Source organism: Jujubicoccus corallicola (assembly GCF_047345645.1).
In the GTDB taxonomy this organism is placed as follows: Bacteria; Pseudomonadota; Alphaproteobacteria; order Rhodobacterales; family Rhodobacteraceae; genus JBLEFH01.
The window spans coordinates 272,376-298,877 of the sequence record NZ_JBLEFH010000004.1 but is presented as its reverse complement, the minus strand read 5'-3'; the positions used below and the strand labels follow the sequence as shown (position 1 = coordinate 298,877).

The 26,502-nt window shown below is 60.9% G+C and carries 28 protein-coding genes; 12 read left to right on the top strand and 16 right to left on the bottom strand.

Features of this window, described 5'->3' with window-relative positions:
• Genes ACMA5I_RS09185 through ACMA5I_RS09155 form a run of 7 tightly spaced genes read left to right on the top strand, consistent with a single transcriptional unit; the run spans position 1 to position 8,195 of the window.
• The gene (locus ACMA5I_RS09185) at positions 1-282 is read left to right on the top strand and encodes a sarcosine oxidase subunit delta (protein WP_525885962.1); all 282 of its coding nucleotides are present in this window, start codon (positions 1-3) and stop codon (positions 280-282) included.
• A complete protein-coding gene (locus tag ACMA5I_RS09180) occupies positions 282-3,314 on the top strand; it encodes a sarcosine oxidase subunit alpha family protein (protein WP_525885961.1) in 3,033 nt (1,010 codons plus the stop codon). The genes ACMA5I_RS09185 and ACMA5I_RS09180 overlap by 1 nt, the downstream gene beginning before the upstream one ends.
• Entirely contained in the window at positions 3,311-3,793 is a 483-nt protein-coding gene (locus tag ACMA5I_RS09175; protein ID WP_525885960.1) for a sarcosine oxidase subunit gamma, read from the top strand. Before ACMA5I_RS09180 ends, ACMA5I_RS09175 begins: the two co-directional genes overlap by 4 nt.
• A 58-nt stretch (positions 3,794-3,851) precedes the next feature.
• On the top strand, positions 3,852-5,525 hold the full coding sequence (gene dld / locus ACMA5I_RS09170; RefSeq protein ID WP_525885959.1) for a D-lactate dehydrogenase: 1,674 nt from the start codon (positions 3,852-3,854) through the stop codon (positions 5,523-5,525).
• 55 nt (positions 5,526-5,580) lie between these two features.
• A complete protein-coding gene (locus ACMA5I_RS09165) occupies positions 5,581-6,246 on the top strand; it encodes a potassium channel family protein (protein ID WP_525885958.1) in 666 nt (221 codons plus the stop codon).
• Positions 6,247-7,593 carry a TrkH family potassium uptake protein gene (locus ACMA5I_RS09160; protein ID WP_525885957.1) on the top strand — a complete coding sequence of 449 codons (1,347 nt, stop codon included), beginning with the start codon at positions 6,247-6,249 and terminating at the stop codon, positions 7,591-7,593. It begins immediately after the preceding gene.
• Entirely contained in the window at positions 7,590-8,195 is a 606-nt protein-coding gene (locus ACMA5I_RS09155) for a hypothetical protein (protein ID WP_525885956.1), read from the top strand. The genes ACMA5I_RS09160 and ACMA5I_RS09155 overlap by 4 nt, the downstream gene beginning before the upstream one ends.
• A gap of 15 nt (positions 8,196-8,210) precedes the next feature.
• Here the strand turns inward: ACMA5I_RS09155 and ACMA5I_RS09150 are convergent, their stop codons facing one another.
• On the bottom strand, positions 8,211-9,662 hold the full coding sequence (locus ACMA5I_RS09150) for an alanine/glycine:cation symporter family protein (protein ID WP_525885955.1): 1,452 nt from the start codon (positions 9,660-9,662) through the stop codon (positions 8,211-8,213).
• Positions 9,663-9,806: 144 nt separating this feature from the next.
• Here ACMA5I_RS09150 and trxA point away from each other — a divergent pair, with 144 nt between their 5' ends.
• The 5 genes from trxA (at position 9,807) to ACMA5I_RS09125 (ending at position 12,613) form a co-directional block, all read left to right on the top strand.
• Entirely contained in the window at positions 9,807-10,718 is a 912-nt protein-coding gene (trxA, locus tag ACMA5I_RS09145; protein WP_525885954.1) for a thioredoxin, read from the top strand.
• A gap of 2 nt (positions 10,719-10,720) precedes the next feature.
• Complete coding sequence (locus ACMA5I_RS09140; protein ID WP_525885953.1) at positions 10,721-11,353, top strand: LON peptidase substrate-binding domain-containing protein; 633 nt, start codon at positions 10,721-10,723, stop codon at positions 11,351-11,353.
• Complete coding sequence (locus tag ACMA5I_RS09135; protein ID WP_525885952.1) at positions 11,350-11,535, top strand: Trm112 family protein; 186 nt, start codon at positions 11,350-11,352, stop codon at positions 11,533-11,535. Before ACMA5I_RS09140 ends, ACMA5I_RS09135 begins: the two co-directional genes overlap by 4 nt.
• A gap of 395 nt (positions 11,536-11,930) precedes the next feature.
• Positions 11,931-12,155 carry a hypothetical protein gene (locus tag ACMA5I_RS09130; protein WP_525885951.1) on the top strand — a complete coding sequence of 75 codons (225 nt, stop codon included), beginning with the start codon at positions 11,931-11,933 and terminating at the stop codon, positions 12,153-12,155.
• A 206-nt stretch (positions 12,156-12,361) separates the two neighbouring features.
• Positions 12,362-12,613, top strand: coding sequence for a hypothetical protein (locus ACMA5I_RS09125; RefSeq protein ID WP_525885950.1), 252 nt, complete (start codon positions 12,362-12,364; stop codon positions 12,611-12,613).
• A gap of 51 nt (positions 12,614-12,664) precedes the next feature.
• Here ACMA5I_RS09125 and ACMA5I_RS09120 read toward each other — a convergent pair whose 3' ends face one another.
• The 15 genes from ACMA5I_RS09120 to glpD all read right to left on the bottom strand — a co-directional run bounded on the left by ACMA5I_RS09120 (position 12,665) and on the right by glpD (position 26,493).
• Positions 12,665-13,507 carry an NAD-dependent epimerase/dehydratase family protein gene (locus tag ACMA5I_RS09120; RefSeq protein ID WP_525885949.1) on the bottom strand — a complete coding sequence of 281 codons (843 nt, stop codon included), beginning with the start codon at positions 13,505-13,507 and terminating at the stop codon, positions 12,665-12,667.
• Positions 13,504-14,292 carry a glycosyltransferase gene (locus ACMA5I_RS09115; protein WP_525885948.1) on the bottom strand — a complete coding sequence of 263 codons (789 nt, stop codon included), beginning with the start codon at positions 14,290-14,292 and terminating at the stop codon, positions 13,504-13,506. The genes ACMA5I_RS09120 and ACMA5I_RS09115 overlap by 4 nt, the downstream gene beginning before the upstream one ends.
• 3 nt (positions 14,293-14,295) lie before the next feature.
• Complete coding sequence (locus tag ACMA5I_RS09110) at positions 14,296-15,516, bottom strand: NAD-dependent epimerase/dehydratase family protein (protein ID WP_525885947.1); 1,221 nt, start codon at positions 15,514-15,516, stop codon at positions 14,296-14,298.
• 98 nt (positions 15,517-15,614) lie between these two features.
• Positions 15,615-16,349 carry an amino acid ABC transporter ATP-binding protein gene (locus tag ACMA5I_RS09105; protein ID WP_525885946.1) on the bottom strand — a complete coding sequence of 245 codons (735 nt, stop codon included), beginning with the start codon at positions 16,347-16,349 and terminating at the stop codon, positions 15,615-15,617.
• On the bottom strand, positions 16,346-17,017 hold the full coding sequence (locus ACMA5I_RS09100) for an amino acid ABC transporter permease (protein ID WP_525885945.1): 672 nt from the start codon (positions 17,015-17,017) through the stop codon (positions 16,346-16,348). The genes ACMA5I_RS09105 and ACMA5I_RS09100 overlap by 4 nt, the downstream gene beginning before the upstream one ends.
• A gap of 3 nt (positions 17,018-17,020) precedes the next feature.
• Positions 17,021-17,830: an amino acid ABC transporter substrate-binding protein gene (locus tag ACMA5I_RS09095; RefSeq protein ID WP_525885944.1), complete on the bottom strand. Its 810-nt coding sequence runs from the start codon at positions 17,828-17,830 to the stop codon at positions 17,021-17,023.
• A gap of 246 nt (positions 17,831-18,076) precedes the next feature.
• Positions 18,077-19,801, bottom strand: coding sequence for an ABC transporter substrate-binding protein (locus tag ACMA5I_RS09090; RefSeq protein ID WP_525885943.1), 1,725 nt, complete (start codon positions 19,799-19,801; stop codon positions 18,077-18,079).
• 54 nt (positions 19,802-19,855) lie between these two features.
• The gene (locus ACMA5I_RS09085; RefSeq protein ID WP_525885942.1) at positions 19,856-20,128 is read right to left on the bottom strand and encodes a DUF2160 family membrane protein; all 273 of its coding nucleotides are present in this window, start codon (positions 20,126-20,128) and stop codon (positions 19,856-19,858) included.
• 2 nt (positions 20,129-20,130) lie between these two features.
• Positions 20,131-20,427 carry a hypothetical protein gene (locus ACMA5I_RS09080; RefSeq protein WP_525885941.1) on the bottom strand — a complete coding sequence of 99 codons (297 nt, stop codon included), beginning with the start codon at positions 20,425-20,427 and terminating at the stop codon, positions 20,131-20,133.
• A complete protein-coding gene (locus ACMA5I_RS09075; protein ID WP_525886012.1) occupies positions 20,427-21,203 on the bottom strand; it encodes a carbohydrate ABC transporter permease in 777 nt (258 codons plus the stop codon). Before ACMA5I_RS09075 ends, ACMA5I_RS09080 begins: the two co-directional genes overlap by 1 nt.
• 98 nt (positions 21,204-21,301) lie before the next feature.
• Positions 21,302-22,174: a carbohydrate ABC transporter permease gene (locus ACMA5I_RS09070; protein ID WP_525885940.1), complete on the bottom strand. Its 873-nt coding sequence runs from the start codon at positions 22,172-22,174 to the stop codon at positions 21,302-21,304.
• Complete coding sequence (locus ACMA5I_RS09065) at positions 22,171-22,764, bottom strand: cupin domain-containing protein (RefSeq protein WP_525885939.1); 594 nt, start codon at positions 22,762-22,764, stop codon at positions 22,171-22,173. The genes ACMA5I_RS09070 and ACMA5I_RS09065 overlap by 4 nt, the downstream gene beginning before the upstream one ends.
• Positions 22,761-23,843, bottom strand: a complete 1,083-nt coding sequence (locus ACMA5I_RS09060; RefSeq protein WP_525885938.1) for an ABC transporter ATP-binding protein — start codon at positions 23,841-23,843, stop codon at positions 22,761-22,763. The genes ACMA5I_RS09065 and ACMA5I_RS09060 overlap by 4 nt, the downstream gene beginning before the upstream one ends.
• A complete protein-coding gene (locus ACMA5I_RS09055) occupies positions 23,843-24,922 on the bottom strand; it encodes an ABC transporter ATP-binding protein (RefSeq protein WP_525885937.1) in 1,080 nt (359 codons plus the stop codon). Before ACMA5I_RS09055 ends, ACMA5I_RS09060 begins: the two co-directional genes overlap by 1 nt.
• A complete protein-coding gene (gene glpD, locus ACMA5I_RS09050) occupies positions 24,919-26,493 on the bottom strand; it encodes a glycerol-3-phosphate dehydrogenase (RefSeq protein ID WP_525885936.1) in 1,575 nt (524 codons plus the stop codon). Before glpD ends, ACMA5I_RS09055 begins: the two co-directional genes overlap by 4 nt.
• Positions 26,494-26,502: the final 9 nt, after the last annotated feature.

Here is a 26,502-nt window from a genome sequence, read left to right as displayed (position 1 = left end):
ATGCTGTTAATCCATTGCCCGTATTGCGAAAAAGACCTTCCCGAGTTGGAATTTACCTATGCGGGCGAGGCGCATCTCGTGCGGCCCGAGGACCCTATGGCGCTCAGCGACGAGGAGTGGCGGGATTATCTCTTCATCCGCAAGAACCCCAAGGGCGTTCACGCGGAGCGATGGCGGCATCAGCATGGCTGCGCGCGGTTTTTCAACGCGCTGCGCGACACTGTGAGCGACCGATTTGTGATCACATATAAGGCGGGCCAGCCGCGTCCGGAGGGCTATTGATGCGGATCGAAGGCAAAGGGCGCAGTCAGGGTGCGCCGGTCACGTTCACCTTTGACGGGCGCGAGATCACCGGGCGCGAAGGCGATACGGTGGCCTCGGCGCTGCTGGCGAATGGCATCCACCTCGTCGGGCGGAGTTTCAAATATCACCGTCCGCGCGGGATCGTGACGGCGGGGTCGGAAGAGCCGAACGCGCTGATCCAGACGAAACGCGGGCCGGGCCGGGCGGAGCCGAACACCCGTGCGACCGTGCAGGAGATCTATCCGGGGCTGGAAACCGAGAGCCAGAACCGCTGGCCGTCGCTGAATTTCGACGTGGGCGCGGTGAATGACGTGCTGTCGCCCTTCTTCCCGGCGGGCTTTTATTACAAGACCTTCATGTGGCCGAAGAGCTTTTGGGACAAGCTTTATGAGCCGGTGATCCGCGCGGCGGCGGGTCTCGGGAAAGCCCCGACCGAGCTTGACCCCGACCACTACGCCGCGCGCTATCTCCATTGCGACGTGCTGGTTGTTGGCGCCGGTCCTTCGGGTCTCGCGGCGGCGCGTGAAGCGGCGGAGCAAGGCGCGGATGTGGTGCTGGTCGATGAGCAAAGCGAGCCGGGTGGCTGGCTGCTGTCGGATCCGTCGGCGGAGATCGACGGCAAGCCCGCATGGGACTGGCTGGCTGAAGAAATCGCGGCGCTGGAAGCGCTTGGCGTGCGGGTTCTCACTCGGACGGCGGCGATTGGCTATTACCACCAGAACATGATCGCGCTGGCCGAGCGGCTGACGGATCATCTGGAAACCCCCGGCGATGCGCCGCGCGAGCGCATGTGGCGGGTCCGCGCAGGCGGCGTCGTGCTGGCGCAGGGCGCGCTCGAAAAGCCGCTGGTGTTTGACGGCAATGATCGGCCCGGCGTGATGCTGTCGGGCGCGGCGCAGAGCTATCTGAACCGTTATGGGGTTGCGGTTGGGGAGCGGATTCTCGTCGCAACGTCCCATGATAGCGCCTATCACGCGGCTTTCGACCTCGCTGATGTCGGGATCGCGGTGAAGGCAATCTGCGATGTGCGTCGCGATGCGGACGAGGCGCTGATCGCGGAGGCCGAAGCGCGCGGGATCGATGTGAAGCTGGCGACGGTTGTGACCGGGACGGATGGGCGGAAACGCATCCAGTCTGCGCGGATCAGCAAGATGGCTGGCAATGGGTTTGAGGCGCCGGAGGATATCGCCTGCGACGCGCTCCTGATGTGTGGCGGCTGGACCCCGGCGTTGCATTTGTTCTCTCACACCCAAGGCAAGCTGAAATGGGAGGAGGGCGACAGTTCGTTTCTGCCCAACACCACCCATGAAGCGCTGGTGACGGTTGGTGCGGGCGCGGGTCTCTGGGGGATCGCGGCGGCGCTGGAAAGCGGTGTGCAAGGCGGTGCGGAAGCGGCGGCGATGGGGAAGCGCGGTATCACCGGAACAGGCGGCCCGGAGAAGGGTGATGTTGAGGTGCAAGCGCCGCAGCGCCGCCATGGGGTCGCGAAGGACCGGGTTGGCACCGGCGCGGCGCAGGCCGCATTGCCGACCGATAAGGACGCCGCCAAGATCAAAGCTTTCGTGGATTTTCAGAATGATGTGACCGCGAAGGACATCAAGTTGGCGCTCCGCGAAGGGATGCGCTCCATCGAGCATGTGAAGCGCTATACGACGACCGGGATGGCTACGGATCAGGGCAAGCTGTCCAACATGAACGCGCTGATGATTGCCGCCGAGGCGTCGGGCCGGGAGCCGCCGCAGATTGGCCTCACGACCTTCCGCCCGCCCTATGTTCCGACGACGTTCGGCACCTTCGCCAACCACCACAAGGGCGATTTCGAGGTGGTTCGCAAGACTCCGATGGATGGCTGGGCGCAGGCGCAGGGCGCGGTGTTCGAGAACGTTTCGCAATGGCGCCGGGCGCGGTATTTCCCCAAGGCGGGCGAGGATATGGCGGCCGCACTGGCGCGCGAATGTCGCGTGACGCGGGAGAGCGTGGGCATGTTCGACGCGTCCACCTTGGGTAAAATCGAGGTGGTCGGCCCGGACGCGGCCGAGTTCATGAACCGCATGTATACCAACCCTTGGACCAAGCTTGGCGTCGGGCGCTGTCGCTACGGGCTGCTGCTTGGGGAGGACGGATTTATCCGCGACGATGGCGTGATCGGGCGCATGGCGGAGGATCGGTTCCACGTCACCACCACCACCGGCGGGGCCGCGCGAGTGCTGGGGATGATGGAAGATTATCTGCAGACCGAATGGCCGGATCTGAAGGTCTGGCTGACTTCGACCACGGAGCAATGGGCGGTGATTGCGGTGAACGGGCCGAAAGCCGCCGAGATCGTTGCGCCCTTTATCGAGGGCGTGGAGATCAGCGACGAGAGCTTCCCCCATATGTCGGTGACAGAGTGCCGCTTTGACGGTCTGCCCTGCCGCCTGTTCCGCCTGAGTTTCACCGGCGAAGTTGGCTTTGAGGTCAACGTGCCAGCACGCTATGGGCGGCAGGTTTGGGAGACGCTTTGGGGCAAGGTCGAGGCTGCGGGCGGCTGTGCTTATGGCACCGAGGGGATGCATTTCCTGCGTGCCGATAAGGGCTTCATTATCGTTGGTCAGGACACGGATGGCACGGTCACGCCGTTTGATGCCGGGATGGGCTGGGCCGTCGGCGCGAAGAAGAAGGATTTCGTCGGCAAGCGCTCGCTGGAGCGGCCTGATATGAAAGACCCAATGCGCAAGCAACTCGTTGGTTTGCTGACGAAAGATCCGAGTGTCGTGTTGGAGGAGGGCGCGCAGATCATCGACCTGCCGAGCGGCAAGCCCGCGCCGGGCCGTGCGGGGCATGTGACCTCGTCCTATCGCAGCGCGGCTGTGGGGCGGTCCATTGCCTTGGCGCTCGTTTCCGGCGGGCATGACCGGATGGGCGAAGAGGTGTTTATCCCCACGCCGGAGGGTGAAATTGCCGCTGTGATCACAAACACGGTTTTCTATGATCCGGAGAATGCCCGCGTGAAGCTGGAGGCGGCACCATGAGCGATGTGATCACAAATTTGCCGCCCAAGGTGCGGTTTTCGCTTCGCGGCCCGACGGCGCTTGATGGGACAGGTGATTTCAGCCTGCCGACGCGGATTGGCGAGATCGCCGTGACGGGCGCGAGCGTGGCACTGTGTCTTGGGCCGGATGAGTGGATTTTGGAGGCGGATGACGGCGCAGAGGCGATTGCCGAAGCCTTTGCAGGGAGTAACACACCGCATTCCCTCGTTGAGATTTCTGACCGGGCGCTGTCGCTCAAGCTAACGGGCCCGGAGGCGCTGGCCCTGCTTGAAATGGGCTGCCCGCGCGATCTGCGGACGATCCCGGAAGGCGAAGCGGCGCGGACGGTGTGCCACGGGATTGAGGTCATCCTTTGGCATGAAACGGATGGCTGGCGCGTCGATGCGTGGCGCAGTTTCATGCCCTATCTGCGCGGCCAGTTGGAGCATGGCGTAAAGGAACTCGCGACCGGCGTTTGATGGTTTCCCTCAAAGGCTGAAATGGGGCAACATTGGGCGCGAGACCAAGGGAGGCCCCATGTCCGAAGCTCTGCTCACCCGCCTGCGCGAGATCGTTGGCTCGCGTCATTTGCTGACCGGGGAAAAGGCCACCGCGCCTTATCGCAAAGGGTTTCGCTCGGGCGAAGGCGAGGCGCTCGCCGTGGTGCGGCCCGGCACGCTTGTCGAGATGTGGCGCGTGCTGGAGACTTGCGTTGCGGCGGACAAGATCGTGATCCTGCAAGCGGCCAATACGGGGCTGACCGAGGGGTCTACGCCGAAGGGCCGCTATGACCGCGAGGTCGTGCTGATCAACACGCGGCGGATGGATGCAATCCTGCCGCTTCAGGGCGGGAAACAGGTGGTGAGCCTGCCCGGCACGACCCTTTTTGCGCTCGAAAAACTGCTGGACCCGCTTGGGCGGCAACCCCATTCGGTGATCGGCTCGTCCTGTATCGGCGCGTCGATCATGGGTGGGGTGTGCAATAATTCCGGCGGCTCGCTAGTCGAGCGTGGGCCGTCTTATACGGAACTTGCCCTTTATGCGCAGATCACGGCGGACGGGCGCTTGGAACTGGTCAATCATCTTGGACTGGATCTCGGGGAGACGCCCGATGAGATTTTGACTCGGCTGGATCAGGGCGAGATCGGGACGCCCGCGCCGGAGACCAACCGGAAAGCGTCCGACACCGATTACCACAAGCGGGTTCGCGAGGTGGATGCGGACACCCCTGCCCGGTTCAACGCGGACAAGCGGCGGCTTTATGAGGCGTCGGGCTGTGCGGGCAAACTGGCGGTCTTCGCGGTGCGGCTCGATACCTATCCGAAAAATCAGGCGGAGCAGGTGTTTTACATCGGCACGGATGATCCGATGGAGTTGACGGACTTGCGGAGGGAGATCCTCGCCGACTGGCCCACCCTACCCGTCAGCGCGGAATATATGCACCGGGATTGCTTTGATATTTCAGATCGCTACGGCAAAGACACAGTTGTCATGATCGACAAGCTCGGGACAGACCGCCTGCCGATGTTCTTTGCCATGAAAGGCTGGGTCGATGCGCGGCTTGGCAAGGTTGGGCTTGGCGCGCTGTCGGATCGGGTGATGCAAGGTCTGGCGCGGGTCTGGCCCGATATTCTGCCAAAGCGGATGCGGGACTATCGGGCGCGCTTTGCGCATCATCTCATTCTCAAGACCAGAGACGATGGGATCGGCGAGGCCCGCGCGGCGCTCACCCGGTTTTTTGAAACGCGCTCGGGGGCGTTTTTCGAATGCGACGCGCGTGAGGCGAAGATCGCGGGGCTGCACCGCTTTGCCGCCGCGGGTGCGGCGGTGCGCTATATGAAAGTGCATCGCGATGAGGCGGAGGACATTATCGCCCTCGACATCGCCCTGCCCCGCAACACGCGCGATTGGGAAGAGCGCCTGCCTCCCGAGATCGACAGCCAGCTTCTTCACAAGCTCTATTACGGCCATTTCCTCTGCCATGTGCTGCATCAGGATTACGTGGTAAAGAAAGGCGCGGACCCGAAGGCGGTGAAAGCGGCGATGCTGAAGATCCTCGATCAACGCGGCGCGGAATATCCAGCGGAGCATAATGTCGGCCATCTCTATGCGGCCAAACCGGATCTGGCGGCCTTTTATCGCGAGATTGATCCGACCAATACGCTCAACCCCGGTATCGGGAAAATGTCGCGTGCCAAAAATTATACGTAATTGAAGCCTTCAACCCATAGGAGTAGTTTGCGCGGCGACTTGTGGAGGACCGCAAATGGCTAAGGCGAAGAAAAGCAGCTCTGTCATCGTGGCCGGGCTGGGCAGCTTCGGCACGACGATTGCGACGGAAATGGCCCGTTTCGGCCATATCGTGCTGGCGATCGACAAGGAGGAGCGTCCTGTCTCCGCCATCGCCGAGACCGTGCATGAGGCGGTCATCGCCGATGTGGGCGACGAGCAGGCGCTGCGCGCGGTTGGCGCGGGCAATTACGATATGGCGGTGATTGCGGTTGGCGAGGAATTGGAAAGCTCGATCCTCGCGCTGATCAATTTGCGGGTGCTCGGGGTGCAAAAAATCTGGGCGCGGGCGAAGAACAAGACGCATCACCGGATCCTGTCGAAACTCGGCGTTGAGCGGGTGATTCAGCCCGAGGTCGATAGTGGCCACCATGTCGCGCAGCGGCTCAACAACCCGATGGTGCGGGATTATTTCTCGGTCGGGAACGGGTTCCACGTGGTGGATTTCCTCGTCACGCCGGACATTGCCGGGCGCAAATTGCAGTCGCTGCGGATTGCGGAGGCTGGCGATCTGCGGCTGGCGGGTGGGATGCGGGGCACCGAGTCGCTCAACCCTGCGCCTGATCTGGTGCTGGAGGAGGGCGATCACCTCTTTATCGTCGGCCAGCGCGCGGATCTTATGAATTTCGCGGAGAATCTCTAAGTGCCACGTCCCCGCCTGTCCGGGCCGCTCTCGCTGGTGGCCCTGCCGCCGCCCGCATTTCTTGCGCTGCTCTATCTCGCGCTGATCTGCGTCGGTGCGCTTTTGCTGATGATGCCAGCCTTTCAGGTCGCGCCGGTGGCGCCTTGGGATGCGTTTTTCACGGCGGTTTCTGCGGTCACGGTGACGGGGCTGGTCACGGTAGATCCGGTGAGCCATTTCAACACGGGCGGGCAGATGATCCTCGCCGCGCTGATCCAGCTTGGTGGGTTGGGGCTGATGACCTTCGCCGTGCTGGTCCTCTCCGTGCTTGGGCTACAGATCGGGATTCCGCAAAAAATCTTCCTGCGTGAAGACCTTAACCAAACCTCGCTGGCGGATCTGATGGCGCTGGTTTGGATCATCCTGCGGGTGGTGCTGATCGCCGAACTGTTCGGGGCCGCGCTGCTCGCGCCCGCCTTTATCGAGGAGCAGGAAAGCGTCTGGCGCGGCGCGTGGTTTGCGCTTTTTCATTCGATCTCCGCCTTCAACAATGCGGGCTTCGCGCTCTACCCGGACGGGCTGATGCGCTTCGTCGCCGCGCCGTCGATCAATATCGTGATCCCGGCGCTTTTTATCTCCGGCGGGCTTGGTTACGCGGTGGTGTCGGACCTGTGGCGCGTGCGCGGGTGGAACGGGCTGCATGTCCACAGCAAGATGATGCTGGCAGGCACGGCGATGCTGCTCATCGGGCCAATGCTGCTTTTCATGATGCTGGAATGGCACAACCCCGGCAGTCTCGGCGCGCTTTACGGGACCGGCGAGAAGATTTTGGCGAGTTGGTTTCAGGTCGCCTCGCCGCGCACTGCGGGGTTCAACACGCTCGATTATGGCGCGGTGCATGACCCGACGGCGCTGATGATCATGACGCTGATGCTGATTGGCGGCGGGCCGACATCCACGGCGGGCGGGATAAAGGTGACGACTTTCATCGTGCTGCTCGTCGCGACCTTCAGCTTTTTCCGCCGCCATCAGGCGCTCAACGTGTTCCGCCGGAGCCTCGCGATTGAGGAGCTGTTCAAGGTGCTGGCGCTGGTTACGACGACCTTGTTGCTCGTGATGGGGTCGCTCTTCATGATCTCCGTTCACCATGACGGCGATTTTCTTGATCTGGCGTTTGAGGTTTGCTCCGCCATCGGCACCGTGGGGCTGACCCGCGGGGCGACGGGCGAGCTGACCGTGTTCGGGCAAAGCATCATCATGGTGCTGATGTTTCTGGGGCGCGTTGGGCCGCTTACACTCGGGTTTTTTCTAGCCGCGCGAAGTGCGCCGCGGCTGCGGTATGCGTCGGTAAAGGTGCCTTTGGGATGAGTAAAAAACGCGCTTGGCAGCGGATGCTTTCGGGGCGGCGGCTGGATCTCTTAGACCCGACGCCGGTAGATATCGAGATTTCCGACATTGCCCACGGCCTCGCCTTCGTCGCCCGATGGAATGGGCAGACGCATGGCGATTACGCTTACTCGGTGGCGCAACACGCGCTGCTGGTCGAGGCGCTTTACCGCGTGGCGCAGCCAAAGGCGCGTCCGGAGGAATGTCTGATGGCGCTTCTCCATGATGCGCCGGAATATGTCATCGGCGACATGATTTCGCCGGTGAAAAACGCGGTTGGTCCGGGCTATGAGGCGCTGGACGAGCGGTTGATGCAGGCGATCCATCTGCGCTTTGGTCTGCCCGCGAAAACGCCGGTGGCGATCAAGCGGAAGATCAAGAAGGCGGATAAGGTTTCGGCCTGGTTTGAGGCCGTGCATCTCGCCGGGTTCAGCGAGGCGGAGGCGGATAAATTCTTCACCCGCCCCAAGCTGGATCTGCCAGAGGGCCATGACATGACACCGCGCCCGCCTTCGGAGACGCGCGCGGCATTTATTCAACGCTTTGAAGAGTTGATGAAAGAGAAGGAGGGCGCGGCGAGCTGACCGCGCCCGCCCCTTTTAGCTTTTGATCTCGTCGAGATCCGGATTGCCGGGCAAATGCGCCCATGCGGATTCGTCGATATTGAGATCGGCATAGCGCTCCACATAAAGCACCGGACGATCCACCCCTTCGGCGATCTGCTGGCGGAAATCGCTCAGCATCCGCATCGCGACCGGGAAAAGCATCATGATCGCGAGCAGGTTGACCACCGCCAAAAGGCCCATCATTGGATCGGAGAAGAAGAAGACCGCCGTGGCCCCCGGCGCGATCGCCCCGAGGAAGACGAGGCAGATCACGACGACGCGCAGGATCATCCGGGAGGTCGGCGTTTCGGTCATGACCGAGAGCGCCGTTTCGCCTAAGTAGTAGTTGTAGATGATCGAGCTAAAGGCGAAGAGCAGGATCGCCGCGGTCAGGAAGTATTGCGCCCACCCGCCGAGATGCGAGGCGAGGCTCTGCTGGGTCAGCACGATACCGTCGGTTTCTGCGCCCGGCTGATAGACGTCGCCGAGAAGGATGACGAGCGCGGTGCAGGTGCAGATGATCATCGTGTCGATAAAGACCGACAGCGACTGCGTGACGCCCTGGCTGATCGGGTGCCGCACATCGGCGGTCGCCGCAACGTTCGGGGCGGAGCCGAGACCGGCCTCGTTGGAGAAGAGGCCGCGGCGCAGACCTTGTGCCACCGCTGCCCCCATCCCGCCGCCGACTGCTTCACGGATGCCAAAGGCGTTGGCGAAAATGTCCACGAGGACCCCCGGCACGGAGCCGATATTGAGGATGATCACCAGAAGGGCGAGGAACATGTAAGCCCCTGCCATGATCGGGACGATCACATCGGCGACCTTGGCGATCCGCTTGATGCCGCCAAAGACGATCAGCGCGGTCATGGCCGCAAGCGCAATGGCGCTATACATACGGTCGATGCCGAGGCTGTCTTCAGCTGCGCCTGCAACCGTGTTGCCCTGGAACGCGTTGAAGCCGACGGCGAAGGAGGCGATCAGGCAGACCGCATACAACACCGCAAGCCAGCGGAAGTTTTCACCAAGCCCGTGGATGATCGACTGCGCCGGCCCGCCCCGGAAGGATCCATCCGCCTCGCGGCGTTTGTAAAGCTGGGCGAGCGAACATTCGATGAGGCTGGTCGCCATGCCGACAAGGGCGATGGCCCACATCCAGAACACCGCGCCCGGCCCGCCGAGCGAGATCGCCACGGCCACACCGGCGATGTTGCCGCCGCCGACACGTCCGCCAACCGAGAGGAGCAGCGCCGCGCGGGTCGAGATCGCGTCAGGATCGCCCGTTTGATATTTGCCCGAAAGCGCGCGGAACATCCGTTTGAAGAAGCGGATCTGCACGAAATTCGTCGAAAGGGTGAAAAATCCACCGATCACAACGAGAAACGGAATAAGTGCAAAGCCCCATGTGGCATTGCCCATCCATCCAAAAAAGGTTTCTAAAAACTGCATATTGCCCCCCTTTTCATCCCTTTAGGACGAAACGCTAACAGCTTTGTGAGTCGCTGTCAGCCCGAAGTCTCGCGCCCGCCCCCTCTTTCGTCTCGGGCCGCTTATGCCTACATTGGTCCCAACGGGATACGAATAGGATGATCCATGCTGGAACTGGGACAAAATGACAGCGCGGCGGAAACCGCCGATCTGATCAAGGATGTAACCGAACAGAGCTTTATGCAGGACGTGATCGAAGCCTCGAAAGAGGTGCCGGTGATCGTCGATTTCTGGGCGGAGTGGTGCGGGCCGTGCAAGCAGCTTGGCCCGGTGCTGGAAGCGGAAGTCGAGGCCCAGAAGGGCAAGGTGAAGATGGCGAAGATCGACGTCGATCAGAACCAGATGATCGCCCAGCAATTGCAGATCCAGTCCATCCCCGCTGTCATTGCCTTTGTCGGCGGCCAGCCGGTGGACGGGTTCATGGGCGCGCAAGGGGCGGCGCAGGTGAAGGAGTTCGTCAAGCGTCTCGCCTCCATGGGCAGCAAGGCGGACCAGATTGCCTTGGCGCTCGAAGAGGCGGAGAAACTGCTCGCTGACGGGCAGACCGAGCAAGCGGGCGAGCTGTTCGGGGCTATTCTCGCGCAGGACCCTGAAGAGGTGAAGGCGTTGGCGGGGATTTTGCGGACCCATCTGGCCGCGGGTGAAGTCGCCGATGCCGAAGAGCTTTGGGCCGATCTCGATGATGAAACGCAAGCCAGCGACGCGATGGCGGGTGTGCGCGCGCAGTTTGAAATGCGTGAAGCGGCACAAGCAGCGGGCCCGCTCGATCAGCATGAGCAGGCCGTGAGCGCCGACCCTGACAACCATCAGGCGCGGCTCGATTATGCGCTGGCGCTTTCGGGCGCCGGCCGCAATGAAGAGGCGGTCCATCAGCTGCTGGAGCTGTTCCGGCGCGACCGGGAATGGAATGACGGCGCGGCAAAGGAGCAGCTTTTCAAGCTGTTCGAGAGCCTCGGGCCGAAAAGCGAGATCGCCCAGAAGGGCCGCCGCCGTCTCACTTCGATCCTTTACGCGTAACCATGGTCCGCGCGCATTCCATCGCCGATTTGCCGCGGGAGATCCCGCTCTTTCCGCTGGATGGGGCGCTGCTTCTCCCGCGCGCGCGGCTGCCGCTCAACATTTTCGAGCCGCGTTACCTTCAGATGATCGAGAATGTGCTGAAAACGCCCGACCGGCTGATCGGCATGATCCAGAAGGACGGGCGCGGCAATTTGCAGAAAATTGGCTGCGCGGGCCGCTTGACCAGCTTCACCGAGACCGATGATGGGCGCTATCTGATATCGCTCGGCGGGATTTCCCGCTTCCGCCTCTCCGATGTGAATGAGGGCTTCATGCCCTACCGTGTCGCGACTGTGCGCTGGGACGGGTTCGAACGCGACATCGGCGGGACCGAGCGCGACCCCGGTTTTGACCGCGCGCGTTTCCTCAAGCTGCTCGCCGATTATTTCGAGCAAAATGAGCTCTCCACCGATTGGGACGCGCTCGAAGAGGCTGATACGGAGATGCTGATCAATTCGCTCTCCATGCTTCTGCCCTTCACCAGCGAGGACAAGCAGGCGCTGCTCGAAGCGCCGTCGCTGACCACGCGGCGCGAAACCATGGTTACACTGATCGAATTTTCCCTCTGTGGCGGCGAAGGACCCGTGCAATGAGTGCAGACACCAAGATTGATCCGAAGATGCTCGAAACCCTCGTCTGTCCGGTGACGGGTGGGCAGCTCGACTATGACGATGCGGCGCAGGAGCTGATCTCGCCTAAGGCCGGTCTGGCCTTCCCGATCCGCTCGGGAATCCCGATCATGCTGCCCTCCGAAGCGCGCGAAACCGAGAAGTAAGCCACCGGATTCGGGCTCGATTCGCGGGAAATGGCGCGATGATTCCTAATGTCGCGTCCGATTTCGGCAGCGCTTATGAAACTTGACGTGGGGGAACGAGCCGTGTCCTACCCGGTCCCTAGGCCGAGAACGCGCGTCGGATCGCAGTGTTTGAAAAGCCGCAAAAACGCTTATTTTCTTGCATATCGCCGCTTAAACTCGCGGAAACGTGAGGAATTTCGCGATATATGAGTGTTGCAAAATGGCAATTGTAAGAGGAATTTCGCCGCACATGCTGGGGTTTGAATAAGGATTTCTGTTCCTCGTTGAAAATTCCCGGTAAGTATGACTTGCTTAACGCGTACGCCAAGGGGCTTGCTCCTGAAGGCGTGGAACCAAAATTTTGGAGACTGAACATGAAACTGATCGCTCTGACTTCGGCTATCGCTCTCGCAGCTTCGTCGGCTTTCGCTGGTAAACTCGCTGCTCCGGCTGCTGACCCGGTTGTGGTTGCTCCGATCGTTGAAGAGCCGGCACCGGCAACTGGCTCGAACCTCGCCTGGATCGTTCCGGCCGCTGCTGTTCTTCTGATCGGCGCTGCAATCGCTGCTTCGGACGACGATGACAGCTCGGACGACTAATACGTCCTTATCGAGTTGATCTCGATTAGGCCCCGAAGCTTCGGCTTCGGGGTTTTTTGTTGTAAATTTGGCCACATTTTTTGAGAAACTCTGCCTATTTTTTGTTCCTGATTGAAAATTTGCACCAAATATGACTTTGTTAATATGTGCTTTGGAAGGCGGGTGAAACCTCCAAAACGCGGACTCAACATTTTGGAGACTGAAACATGAAACTGATCGCTCTGACTTCTGCTATCGCTCTTGCTGCCTCGTCGGCTTTTGCTGGTAAACTTGCTGCTCCGGCGGCTGACCCGATCGTGGTGGCTCCGGTTGTTCCGGAAACGCCGGCTGCGACTGGCTCGAACCTCGCCTGGATCGTTCCGGCGGCTGCCCTTCTTCTGATCGGCGCAGCGATTGCGGCTTCCGACGATGACGACAGCGACGACGATAACGGCGGTTCGACCGAAATCACCGAGTAATCGGCTACTGCTCATGCGAAGGCCCCGAAGTGTGACGCTTCGGGGCTTTTTCTATGCGGTTTTCAGCAGTGCTGGGAGGTCGCGGTGCAGCCTTTCCTTCCCGCCGGGAATCCAACCAAGCGCCTTTAGGCGGGTGCAATCCATCGCGCTCACTTTGGTGGCATCCGCCCGCGCTGGCAACGGATGCGTCGCGCCGGTTGTTTCTTTCACCAGTCCCAGAAGATCATGCCGGTCGAGCGTGAGATCGGAGACGTTCAGCTCATGCGGCGGCGTTCCGGTCAGGCACAGCAACGCGGCTGCGGCGAGGTCGGTGCCGTGGACTTCGGTGGCGACACGCGGTGCGATCTCCCGGCCCGCGAGGTAGTCCGCGAAAAGACCTTCCCATTTATGGCCCTTCCCCGGCCCGTAAACGCCGGTCGCGCGGAGGGAGACCGGGGTGAATTCCGTGTCCGCCGTATCCCGCAGGGCCATCTCCACCACCCATTTCGCTTCGCCATAGACGGTGTCTGGCTTTGGCTCCATGGTCTCGGTGAGCGTCGTGCCGGGGGGATAGTCGCCATAGACGGCGCGGGAGGAGAGGAACACGGCGCGGCGCACCCCCGCGGCTTTGGCCTCCATGAACCAACGGATCGAGCCGCCCTCGTTGCGTTGGCGGAAGCCTTCGAGATCGTCGCCTTCCCCGCCCCTGTATTTACCGGGGACATGGTCGAAGGCGCAGTGGATGAACGCGTCTTGGCCGCTGAAATCGGCGGGCGCGCCAAGGCTGGCGTTTTGGAAGGACAGTCCCGGCTCGGGAGTTCGGCCCAGTAGCGTCACCTTGTGACCCGCCTCGACGGCAGCGCGGGTGATAAAGCGCCCGACGAGGCCGCGGCCACCGGAAATGACGATCTTCATGGGCTGGGGAGCGCCGTCAGATCCGGCGCGCGGCCATCATGATAGTCCTGCCAAAGCGCGATCAGCGGGGCGAGCGCCTCACGCTTCGGGTGATCCGCCTGCCACGGCTTTTCATACTGAAAATGAACCACGCGGGCCTGCTCCCAACTCCACAGCTCGGGCATGTTGAACCAGACATATTGCAGGAGGTTGTCGAAGATCGGCAGGCCCTGCCAGTCCGGGAAATAGTCTTGCAGAAAGGTCTGATCCGTCCGCCGCCAGAAGGTCTCGCCATCATCGAGACGGGCGAGCATGTCGCGATAGGTCTGCATCCGCGGCTTGGCGGTGAAGACGCCGGAATTGAGACGGTGGAAATCCCCGAGGCTCTCATAGACATTTGGCGCGGCGGAGAATTCGGGATAGTCGAACAGCCGGTCGATATTGCGCAGGACGATGGTGTCTGCATCGAGAAACACCACGGATTTATACTGCTCCAGCTCCCACAGCCGCAGCTTGACGAAATTGTCGAGCGGTGTGTGGAAGCTCGGTTTTTCGCCCTTGGTGAAAGGAGCCGCGCCATGCAGCGCCTTGCGGGCGTGGCGGGCGTTGAACCCCTCTGACATGGGTAGCAGGTCACATTCGATCAGCTTCACGCCGAGCGGCGCGAGGAGCGCTTCGTCCACGGCAGGCGTGTGCAGGATCACGATGCTTGCCGATGTGCCGGTCAGCTTCAGCGAATTGACCAGCGCACGGACGCCCGGCAGGTAATCCGCGTTGGTGACGAGGGTGACGTACGCCTGCGCCACGGTTTAACTGACCGATTTCAGTTTCGGATGCTCGGGATCGCGCTCGACCTTTTCGCCGATCTCCTTGGTCCAGGCGGAGACGGCGGGCACGCGGCTGCGATCCACGCGATAGGCGAATTTCTTGGCGACTTCCATCACCTCGTCGAGCAGCCCTTCCTCAAGCGTGATCGGGTCGAGACCAAGCGCCTTGAACCCGTCGTTTTTCACAATGAGATCGTTCTCGGCGGCTTCTTTGCGCGGGTTCGGCAGATAGGCGACATTCGCGTCGGTCATCTTGGCGATGAGCTCCGCGAGATCGCGGACGCGGTGCGTTTCCGTCATCTGGTTGAAAATCTTCACCCGGTCGCCCGCCTCTGGCGCGTCGTTCAAGGCCAGCTCGATACATCGCACCGTGTCCTGAATATGAATGAAGGCGCGGGTCTGCCCGCCCGTGCCGTGAACGGTGAGCGGGTAGCCGATAGCCGCCTGAATAAGAAAACGGTTCAGCACTGTGCCGTAATCGCCGTCATAGTCGAAACGGTTGATGAGCTGGTCATGGCGGCGCGTCTGCTCGGTATGGGTGCCCCAGACGATGCCCTGGTGAAGATCCGTGATCCGCAGCCCGTCATTCTGCGCGTAGAACTGAAACAGGATCTGATCGAGCGATTTGGTCATGTGGTAGACCGAGCCCGGGCGCGTCGGGTAGAGGATTTCGAGGCCCTTTTTCTCACCCTCAAGGTTCTCGATTTCAACGTCGAGATAGCCTTCCGGGATCGCCGCCCCAACCGACGAGTAGCCATAAACGCCCATGGTGCCGAGATGGACGAGATGCGCGTCGATCCCGGTTTCCACGAGCGCGGCCAGCACGTTATGGGTCGCGTTGACGTTGTTATCGACCGTGTAAACCTTGTGGCGGTCGGTTTTCATCGAGTAGGGCGCGGCGCGCTGTTCGGCGAAATGGATGATCGCGTCGGGCTTGTGCTCGCTCAGCCACTGCTTCAGGCGCTCGAATTCCTTCGCGAGGTCCAGCAGGTGGAAATGGATGCGCTTGCCGGTTTCCTGATGCCAGATCCGGGTGCGCTCCTGAATGGAGTCCATCGGCGTGAGCGACTGGACGCCCAGCTCGGTGTCGATCCACCGGCGCGAGAGGTTGTCGATGATGTGGACCTCATGCCCCTGATCGGACAGATGCAAGGATGTGGGCCATCCGCAGAACCCGTCGCCGCCCAGAACCGCAATTTTCATAGCTGCCTCCATAGTTGTGCGGAAGCTAACGCGGGTTGCAGCGTAATGCTATGGTAATGTTTTTGTCATAAAGGCGCCGGGAGTTGCCCCGGCAGTCTTTAGCTGACGCGCTGCAAAAAGGCTTGTGTGCGCGGGTCTTGCGGGGCGTCGAAGATCTGCTCCGGCGGGCCCTGTTCGACGATGCGGCCGCCATCCATGAAGATGATACGGTCCGCGATTTCGCGGGCAAAGCGCATTTCATGGGTGACGATGAGCATGGTTTGCTTTTGCTCGGCGACGCGGCGCATGAGGCCGAGAACTTCGCCGACCCATTCCGGGTCGAGCGCCGAGGTCGGCTCGTCAAAGAGCATCAGTTCCGCATCGAGCGCCATGGCGCGGCCAATGCCGACGCGTTGTTTCTGGCCGCCCGAAAGCGATGCCGGGTAAGCGTCCGCTTTTTCCGCAAGCCCGATCTCGGCAAGAATCTCACCCGCACGGGCCAGCGCTTTGTCGCGGCCCCATTTCCAGACGACGATCAGCGATTCCGCGATGTTCTCGCGGGCGGTCTTGTTGTCGAAGAGGGCATAGTTCTGAAACACGAAGGCGGTGCGCCGGCGGAGCGCGAGAATATCCGCCTTGCTCGCCTTCTCCGCATTCACGGAAACATCGCCGACCGTGATGATGCCCTCTTCAGGCCGGTCGAGATAATTAAAGCAGCGCAGCAGGGTCGATTTACCGGTGCCGGACGGTCCGATCACGACGACCCGCTCGCCCTTCTCGATCTCGATATCAATACCGTTCAGCACCACATTGTCGCCGAAACGCTTGGTCAGATTGGTCGCGGAAATGCTCATGCGTAGGCTCTCCCCAGATAGCGCTCCAGATGGCGTTGACCGAAGGAGAGCGCTTCCACGATCACCCAGTAGATGATGGCGACGACGAGGAAGGCTTCGAAATAGAGGAAGCTCCCGGCGGCTTCTTTCTGGGTCGCGCCCATCATCTCGGTCACGCCGAGGGTGAAGGCGAGCGAGGTGCTTTTGATCATGTCGATGAAATAATTGACGAGCGTTGGCGCGGCGATCCGTGCGGCTTGTGGCAGGATGATGCGGCGGAGCGTCTGCCCATCGGTCATGCCGACGGCCTGCGCGGCTTCCCATTGATCGCGGTCGATCCCGAGGATCGCGGCGCGGATGCTTTCCGCCATATAGGCCGCGAAATGAAGGGTCAGCCCCATGATCGCCGCCGTCACCCCGTTGATCTGGGTGAGGAAGGCCAGCACCTGCGGCAGGCCATAATAGAAGAGGAAAAGTTGCACCAAGAGCGGCGTGCCGCGGAAGAAGCTGATGAAAAGCGCGGTAAAGCTGTTCAGCACCGGCACTTGCTGCACGCGGATGATGGCGAGGATCGAGCCGAGGATCACCGCCATCACCATGGAAATGACCGCCATAAAGACGGTCAAAGGGACATAGCCGAGGATAACGGGCACCAGCCCGATCATGTAATCGAGATCAAGTGCCCGCATAAATTACTCGGTCGCTTCCGTTTCGGTCTCGTCGGCTTCGGTTGTGTCAGCCTCGGCCTCGCCGCTCGGGATCGCGGTGATGTCCGTGCCGAACCATTTGTCCGAAATCTCGGCCAAAGTGCCGTCTTCGCGCAGGGTGGTCAGCGCTTCATCCACGGTGTCGCGAAGGGCCTGACCGTCCTCGTCATTGCGGAAGGGCAGCGCGTTGTGGATCTCGCTGAACGGTTCACCCGCAAGAGCGAGCGGCAGCGGGCTTTCCTTGATCACCTGCGCGGAGGACACGCGGTCCATCACGAAGGCATCGACGCGGCCAAGGGCGGTGTCCTGCTCGATATTCGACTCATAGGTGCGAATGTCGATCTCGTCCGCATAGGGCAATTCGCGCAGGAGCTGTTCGAAATTGGAGCCAAGGTTCACGGCGACGGATTTGCCCTTCAGGCTTTCCGGCCCTGTGATCACATCCTCATTGCCCTCACGGGTCACGACCTGCGCGCCGTCATAGACATAAGGCGCGGTGAAGGCGAATTTGGCTTCGCGCTCCGGGGTGATGGTGATCTGGTTTGCGATCGTGTCGATCCGGTTCGATTCCAGCGCGCCGATCAGGCCGGAAAAGGACATGGTGACGAACTCGACATCCAGCCCGGTTTCCTCGCCGACGGCGTTCATCACATCGACTTCAAAGCCCTGCAACTCGTCCTGCTGGACGAAGGTGAAGGGGAAATAGCCGCCGGACATACCCACGCGCAGGGTCTGGGCGGAGGCAGCGGTGGCCAGCGACGCGGCAATGGCCGCAAGAGCAATCTTCTTAAACATGACAATCTCCTTGTCTTCTCTGTCGCCCATCTGGGGTATTTCCGCATGTCAATCAAGCGGAAGCGGGAAAATTTCACGTTATCGCGGCTATGCGCGGCTGTCATGCAGAATGTTATCCTGCCGCGTCGCGATTTCGGAAGAATGAAATTGCGTGTATGGCGGAAAGAGGCAACGCTTTTGAAGCGGCGGGCCCAAAAAAGAAACGGCCGGGACATGCCCGGCCGCGTCTTGCGTCAGATCAAAGGCTTACTGCCAGGACTGGATCAGCTCTTCATAAGAAACCGTCTGCGGCTCCTCATCTTCGTTTTCCAGCTTCGGCTTCGGTGCGCCTTCTTCGTCGAGCCATTCCTGCGGGTCACGCTCTTCGTTCAGGACCGGGCCGAGATCGCCCATGATGCCCGCGCGCTCAAGGCGTTCCAGAACCTGTTCTTGCTGGGCGCAAAGGCTGTCGAGCGCTTCCTGCGCGGATTTCGCACCCGAGGACGCATCCCCGATATTCTGCCACCAAAGCTGTGCCAGCTTCGGATAGTCAGGAATATTGGTGCCGGTCGGCGACCACTGGGTCCGGGCCGGGGAGCGGTAGAACTCGACGAGACCGCCAAGCTCCGGCGCGCGCTCGGTGAAGCTTTCATGGTTCACGGTCGACTCGCGAATGAAGGTCAGGCCCGCATGGGCTTTTTCCACGTCCACGGTCATCGAGGTCACGAATTGGGCATAGAGCCACGCGGCTTGCGCGCGGTCCACCGGGGTGGATTCCATCAACGTCCAGGAGCCAGCGTCCTGATAGCCGATCTTCATGCCTTCTTCCCAATAGGCGCCATGCGGGCTCGGGGCCATGCGCCATTTCGGGGTGCCGTCCTCGTTGAGAACCGCCGAAGCCCCATCGCCCACCATGTCGGCGGTGAAGGTGGTGTACCAGAACATCTGCTGGGCAATCTCACCCTGCGCAGGGACCGGACCGGCTTCGGAGAAGGTCATGCCAGCGGCAGCGGCGGGCGTGTATTCCTTCAGCCATTTGATATATTTCTCAATGGCGTAGACGGCAGCGGGCGCGTTGGTCGCACCGCCGCGGGCCATGCAGGAACCGACGGGCTGGGAGTTTTCATTCACTCGAATGCCCCACTCATCGACCGGCAGACCGTTCGGCTCACCCTTGTCACCAGCGCCAGCCATGGACAGCCACGCATCGGTGAAGCGCCAGCCGAGCGACGGGTCTTTCTTGCCGTAATCCATGTTGCCATAGACCTCGCCCTCATAGCCCATATGCGACAGATCGCGGCCCGTGAAGAATTCGGCAATGTCCTCATAGGCGGACCAGTTCACCGGCACACCCAGCTCATAGCCGTATTCCGCTTCGAAATCGGCCATGTTCTTCTCGTCGGTGAACCAGTCATGGCGGAACCAGTAGAGGTTCGCGAATTGCTGGTCGGGGAGCTGATAAAGCTGCTCATCGGGTCCGGTAACGAAGCTCAGACCGATGAAATCATCGAGATTGAGGTTCGGGTTGGTCACATCCGCGCCCTCGCCTTCCATCCACTCGGTCAGGTTGCGCGCCTGCTTGTAGCGCCAATGGGTGCCGATGAGATCGGAATCGTTGACATAGGCGTCATAGATGTTCTGGCCCGACTGCATCTGCGTTTGCAGCTTCTCGACCACATCGCCCTCACCAATGAGGTCATGGGTCACGTTGATCCCGGTGATGCGCGAGAAAGCCGGAGCGAGGACATTGGCCTCATATTCATGGGTGGTGATCGTCTCGGAGACGACCTTGATGTCCATGCCCTGAAACGGCTCCGCGGCGTCCACAAACCACTGCATCTCCTCTTCCTGCTCCTCGCGGGAAAGGGCCGAGCGCTCGATGGTTTCATCGAGGAAGGCGCGGGCGGCCTCCATATCGGCAAATGCGGGCGCGCCTGTGAGGGTCAGCGCCAGCGCCACAGCGGTGGTGGATGTCAATCCAAGCGTTTTCATAGTGGTTCCTCCCTTATTGAACCGAAGTTTGCGGGGCGCGCGGCCCCGGCATCATCACACCCAGCGGAACACCGCTGCGGCGTAAACAAGACAGACGGCGAGCGCCCAAGGCTGCGGCCCGAGGCCAAGCCCGAGCCAAGCCAGATTGATAAAGGCGCTGCCCAGCAGGGTGATATAGAGCCGATCCCCCCGCGTGGTTTCGAATTGCAGGATCCCCTTGCGCGGCGTCTCCGGGTAACGGATCGCCAGCACGGTGAAGAGGATCAGAAGACAAGCGATGATGACAAAGAAAATCGCTGTCGGTAGGGTCCATGCCATCCAAGCCATAGTTAACGATCCTTCCTCGGGATTGAGTTGAAAAAGACAGGGACGTTGAAGGCAATTTTGTTCACCATTTCCTTCGATGCACCGCCTTTTAGCTCGCCGAAATTGAAAACACGGATGCCGCCTTCGCCATCAACATTCGTTGTAATGGCGATCTCAAAGGTGATTTTCTCTGGTGCCCATACTTCAGTTTCACCGACATAGCCGGGAGCAATCCATGATTCATCTGAGGTTGCCCGTGCCTCCGTAATTCCGAGTTCAATCTCCCGAAGTGTTTCTGCTACAAATTTAGACAACTTCATCACACCCTCCCCAGAGCGAAGCCCTTGGCGATGTAGTTGCGGACGAAATAGATCACGAGCGCGCCCGGAATGATGGTCAGCACGCCTGCTGCCGCGAGGACGCCCCAGTCGAGGCCGGAGGCGGAGACGGTGCGGGTCATGGTTGCCGCGATCGGTTTGGCTTCCACCGAGGTCAGCGTGCGGGACAGGAGCAGTTCTACCCAGCTAAACATGAAACAGAAGAAGGCCGCGACGCCGATGCCCGACGCGATCAGCGGCATGAAAATGCGGATGAAGAAGCGGGGGAAGGAGTAGCCGTCGATATAGGCGGTCTCGTCGATTTCCTTGGGCACGCCGCGCATGAAGCCTTCTAAAATCCACACCGCGAGCGGCACGTTGAAGAGACAGTGGGCCAGCGCCACGGCGATATGCGTATCGAACAGGCCGACCGAGGAATAGAGCTGGAAGAACGGCAGCGCGAAGACCGCGGGCGGCGCCATGCGGTTGGTCAGCAGCCAGAAGAACAGGTGCTTGTCGCCCATGAACTCATAGCGCGAGAAGGCATAGGCCGCCGGGAGCGCCACGGTGATCGAGATAACCGTGTTCATCACCACATAGATCAGCGAGTTGACGTACCCCATATACCAGCTCGGGTCCGTCAGGATTTTGGTGTAATTCGCCAGCGTGAAGTTGTTGGGCCAAAGCGAGAAGCTTCCGAGGATTTCCGCGTTGGTTTTGAAGCTCATATTCACGAGCCAGTAGATCGGGATCATCAGGAACAGCAGGTAGAGCGTCATCACGATGGCCGAACCATTGGGCGCAAAGCGGCTTTTGCGCTTGCGGGTGCGGATCACGCCGTCATCGCCGGGGGTGAGGTCTTCGGGGATCTGAGACATCACTTGCCCTCCCTTTTGTCGAGATTGGTCATGACCGTGTAGAAGACGTAGCTGACCAGCATGATCACGAGGAAATACATCAGGCTGAACGCCGCCGCCGGGCCGAGATCGAACTGTCCCAGCGCCATTTTTACGAGATCGATGGACAGGAACGTCGTCGCATTGCCGGGGCCGCCGCCTGTGACGACGAAGGGCTCGGTGTAGATCATGAAGCTGTCCATGAATCGCAAGAGAATCGCGATCATCAGAACGCCCATCATTTTTGGCAGTTCAATGTAGCGGAACACCTTCCAGCGGCTCGCCTGGTCGATCTTGGCGGCTTGATAATAGGCATCGGGGATGGATTGTAGACCCGCATAGGCGAGGAGCGCGACGAGCGAGGTCCAATGCCAGACATCCATCACGATGACCGTGGCCCAAGCGGCGAAGAAATCCTGCGTGTAGTTATAGGAAATGCCGAGCGAGGCGAGCACATGGCCGAGCAGGCCGATATCCACCCGCCCGAAAATCTGCCAGATCGTGCCAACCACGTTCCATGGGATGAGCAGCGGGAGCGACATGACGACGAGGCAGAAGCTGGCCCAGAACCCCTTTTTCGGCATGTTGAGCGCGACGAACACGCCGAGCGGGATCTCGATCGCGAGGATGATGCCGGAGAACACCAACTGGCGGCCAAGCGCGTTCCACATGCGCTCGGAGTTCAGCATGTCCTCGAACCACATCAGGCCGGACCAGAAAAACTGGTTGTTCCCGAAGCTGTCCTGAAAGGCGTAATTGACCACCGTCATCAGCGGGATCACGGCGGAGAAGGCGACGAGGATCAGAACCGGGAGGACGAGGAACCAGGCCTTTTGGTTAACGGTCTTGTTCATGCGACGACCTCCATATTGTTGCGGGACTCGTTCTCCTTGAGGTCCCGCCAGATCGTGAGGATCATGGCGCCGACATCTTTGGTTTCGAGATTATGCGGGGTATAGGGCGGATTGCGCAGCCACATATTCGCGCCAAGCTCCGTGCGGCCAAACTCCCGCCGGTCGGACGCGACTTCTCCCGCGAGGACGACGTAAAGCTCATCGCCGGGATGGCGCACCGTCGGGAGTTTCCGGCCCGCGCCGATGATCATGAATTCGACCACGCCTCGGGTCCATACCAGCGGCCCTTCGCGCATCGCGACCGGGAGCCACGCCGAAAATTCATAGACGCGGCTGGGGTAATCTCCGGGCGGGAACATGTTCGCCCAACCTTCTTCGCCAAGTGAGAGCGCGGATTCGGCCAGGGCGCGGGTCTCGTCCGTGCTGTCACCCATTTTGTGGAGCAAATAGCTGGGATCAATAAAGAGATCGGAGCGGTGTTTTTGGCCCAAATCATCCAGCGGCGGCAAAGCGCTCGCAAAATCACGCACGATGCCCTCGTCATGGGTCGCCATAAAATCATGGATTTGCGTGTAAATCCGTTGGATCATGGCGTCTCACCGTCCGGGGCGACGCGCCAGTCATTCTCATAGATATTGATGCCTTCCGGGGCCGCGCTGATCCGCGTGCTGCCCGAAGGGATCGGATCATCCTCGCCCAGAATGGCGTTGATCTCGCGGCCCTCGACATCCATCCGCACGATCTTGTGCCGCCCGACATCCTCGACGCGGGTGATCTGCGCCGGGATGCCAATCTCGTCACTCAGCCGGACAAATTCCGGGCGCACCCCGATCTCGACCTTGCCCGAGAGCGGACGATAGCCCGCCCCGAGGCCAAGTTCCTGCCCGCCGACATTGGCGCGGTTCCCGTCTACATCGGCGGACAGAAAGTTCATCCCCGGCGAGCCGATGAAATAGCCGACAAAGCTATGGGCCGGACGTTCGAAAAGTTCCTGCGGTGTGCCAATCTGTACCACACGCCCATCATACATCACGACGACCTTATCCGCGAATGTGAGCGCTTCTGTCTGGTCGTGCGTCACATAGATCATGGTGTGGCCGAACTCGTGATGGAGGCGCTTGAGCTGGGTCCGCAGCTCCCATTTCATATGCGGGTCGATCACGGTCAGCGGCTCGTCGAAGAGGAGCGCATTCACGTCCTCACGCACCATCCCGCGCCCGAGGCTGATTTTCTGCTTTTCATCCGCACCAAGGCCGCGCGCCTTACGGCCAAGCTGGTCTTCCATCCCGATCATCTGCGCGATTTTCTGCACCCGTTCAGCCACATAGGCCGCATCACGACCCCGATTGCGCAGCGGGAAGGCGAGGTTATCGCGCACGGTCATCGTGTCGTAAACGACCGGAAACTGGAACACCTGCGCGATATTGCGCTCCGCCGTGGGCGCGTCGGTCATGTCCACATCGTTAAAGAGAACCCGTCCTTGCGACGGCGTCAGCAGGCCCGAAATGATGTTGAGCAGCGTCGATTTCCCGCAACCCGACGAGCCGAGCAGCGCATAGGCTTCGCCATCGGTCCAGGTGTGGTTCAGCTCCTTGAGCGCGAAATCATCCTCGCCCGAGGGATTAGGCAGATAGGAATGCGCGAGATTGTCGAGAGTGATCTTCGCCATCAGGCCGCCTCCTCCGCCGAAATCAGCTCACCAGAGGCGCCGAACACGTAAATATGCGCCGGATCGAGCCAGACGGTGACGGCATCGCCGGGTTTGATGTCCTTCACCCCATGGACCAGCCCGACCCAGTTTTGCCCGTGATGATCGAGGTGAATAAAGGTTTCCGAGCCGGTGATTTCGCTCACGGTCAGCTTGGTTTGGAAAGACAGCGCATCCGGCGCGGTTTCGGTCAGGCTCAGATGATGCGGGCGGAAGCCGGCGGTGTAGCTGCCATCGGCGAGACTTGCCAGTTGCGGCGGCACCGGGGCGCTTTGGTCTGCACCGAAACGCAACTGGGCGCCGACCTTATCGACATTCAAGAAATTCATCGGCGGATCGGAAAACACGCGCGCCGTGGTCGCATCGACGGGGCGGCGATACACCTCCGGCGTCGGGCCGAACTGCGTGATGCGGCCTTCCCAAAGCGTGGCCGTATTCCCACCGAGAAGCAGCGCTTCCTCCGGTTCGGTTGTGGCATAAACAAAAATCGAACCGGACGCTTCGAAGATTTTTGGGATCTCGGCGCGGAGTTCCTCCCGGAGCTTATAGTCCAGGTTGGCCAGCGGCTCATCGAGCAGCACCAGCCCTGCGTTTTTAACGAGCGCCCGTGCCAAAGCGCAGCGTTGCTGCTGCCCGCCCGAGAGTTCCAGCGGCTTGCGCTCCAGCATCGGGGTGAGCTGCATCAGTTCCGCCGTTTCGCGCACCCGGCGATCAATCTCCGCCTTGTCCGCCCCCATGAGCCGCATCGGCGAAGCGATGTTGTCGTAAACGCTCATGGAAGGGTAGTTAATGAATTGCTGGTAAACCATCGCGACCTTCCGGTCCTGCACCCGCTGGCCAGTGACATCCTCGCCGTTCCAGAAAATCTTGCCCCCGGTCGGCGCATCGAGGCCCGCCATCAGCCGCATCAGCGAGGTTTTTCCGGCCCCGGTCGGCCCGAGCAGCACATTCATAGTGCCATTTTGCAGCTCCAGATCCGTGGGATAGATGTGAAACGCACCGCCCGCCTTCTTCGAGACATTTTCGAGCCGCAGGGTCATGCTGCTTTCCTCTCCTCAGTCATCCAGCTGTCGATCGCGGCAATCTGGTCCCCGCTGAGCCGTAGCCCCAGCTTGTTGCGCCGCCAGACGACATCCGCCGCCGTGCGGGCGAATTCCTTGTTCATTAACCAATGCAGCTCGGCCCCGGTGAGCGTCGCGCCGAAATCGGTGCCGAGATCCGCCGCCGTTTTGGCATCGCCAAGGATCAGCCGCGCTTCGGTGCCATAAGCACGCACGAGGCGCAGCGCCCAGAAATCCGTCAGGAACGGATAATCCGCCTTCAGCGTCGCGACGAGATTGTCCAAGCCATCCACGGGGAAATTGCCACCGGGAAGAGGCGCGCCCGCCGTCCATTCCCCTTTTGAGACCTTCAGATGTTCGCCGATCTTCTCAAGCGCGCTTTCGGCGAGGCGGCGATAGGTCGTGATCTTGCCGCCGAAGATGTTGAGCATCGGCGCGCCCGCCGTCTCGTTCACCGTCAGCACATAATCGCGAGTCGCGGCCGAGGCGCTCGACGCGCCGTCATCATAAAGCGGGCGGACGCCGGAATAGGTCCAGACGATATCGTCGCGGCTGATTTCCTGTTTGAAATATTCGTTGGCGAAATCAACGAGATATTGTTGCTCGTCCGGTGTGCAGACCGGCTTTTGATCCGGGTCCGGGTGATCCGCATCGGTGGTGCCGATCAGGGTGAAATCCGTCTCATAGGGGATCGCGAAGATGATCCGCCCGTCGGTTCCTTGGAAGAAATAGCATTTGTCGTGATCAAAGAGGCGCGGCAGCACGATGTGGCTCCCGCGGACGAGGCGCACACCCTCTTTGCTGGTCACATCGGCGCGGTCCCGGATCACATCGCCGACCCACGGCCCGCCTGCATTCACGAGCATTTTCGCCTGAATCACGCGCCGCGCGCCGCTGTCTTTGTCCTCAACCTCGACCTGCCAGACGTCGTTCTCGACATGGGCGGAAATCACCTTGGTGCGCACCATGATTTCCGCGCCGCGATCTGCTGCATCGCGGGCGTTCAGGACCACAAGACGCGAGTCCTCAATCCAGCAATCGGAATATTCATACGCCTTTTCAAAGCGATCCTTGAGCGGCGCGCCCTCTTTCGCGGATGAAAGATCCAGCGTTTTCGTCGCCGGCAGGATCTTCCGCCCGCCGAGATTGTCATACATGAAGAGCCCGAGGCGGATCAGCCAAGCGGGCCGCCGTCCCTTCATCCATGGCATCACGGTGTTGAGCAGCTTACTTGTTGGCGTCTCGCTCTCGAACCGCATATCCTTATGATAAGGCAACACAAAACGCATGGGCCAAGAGATATGCGGCATGGCGCGGAGCAAGGTTTCCCGCTCGATCAACGCCTCGCGCACGAGCCGGACTTCGAAATATTCGAGATAGCGCAGCCCGCCATGGAAAAGCTTGGTGGAGGCCGAGGAGGTCGCCGACGCCAGATCATTCATCTCGGCCAGCGCAACGGTCAGACCACGACCCGTGGCGTCACGCGCGATACCGCAGCCATTGATGCCCCCGCCAATGATGAAGAGGTCGTAAACGTCGCTCTGCGCCATCCGGCCATC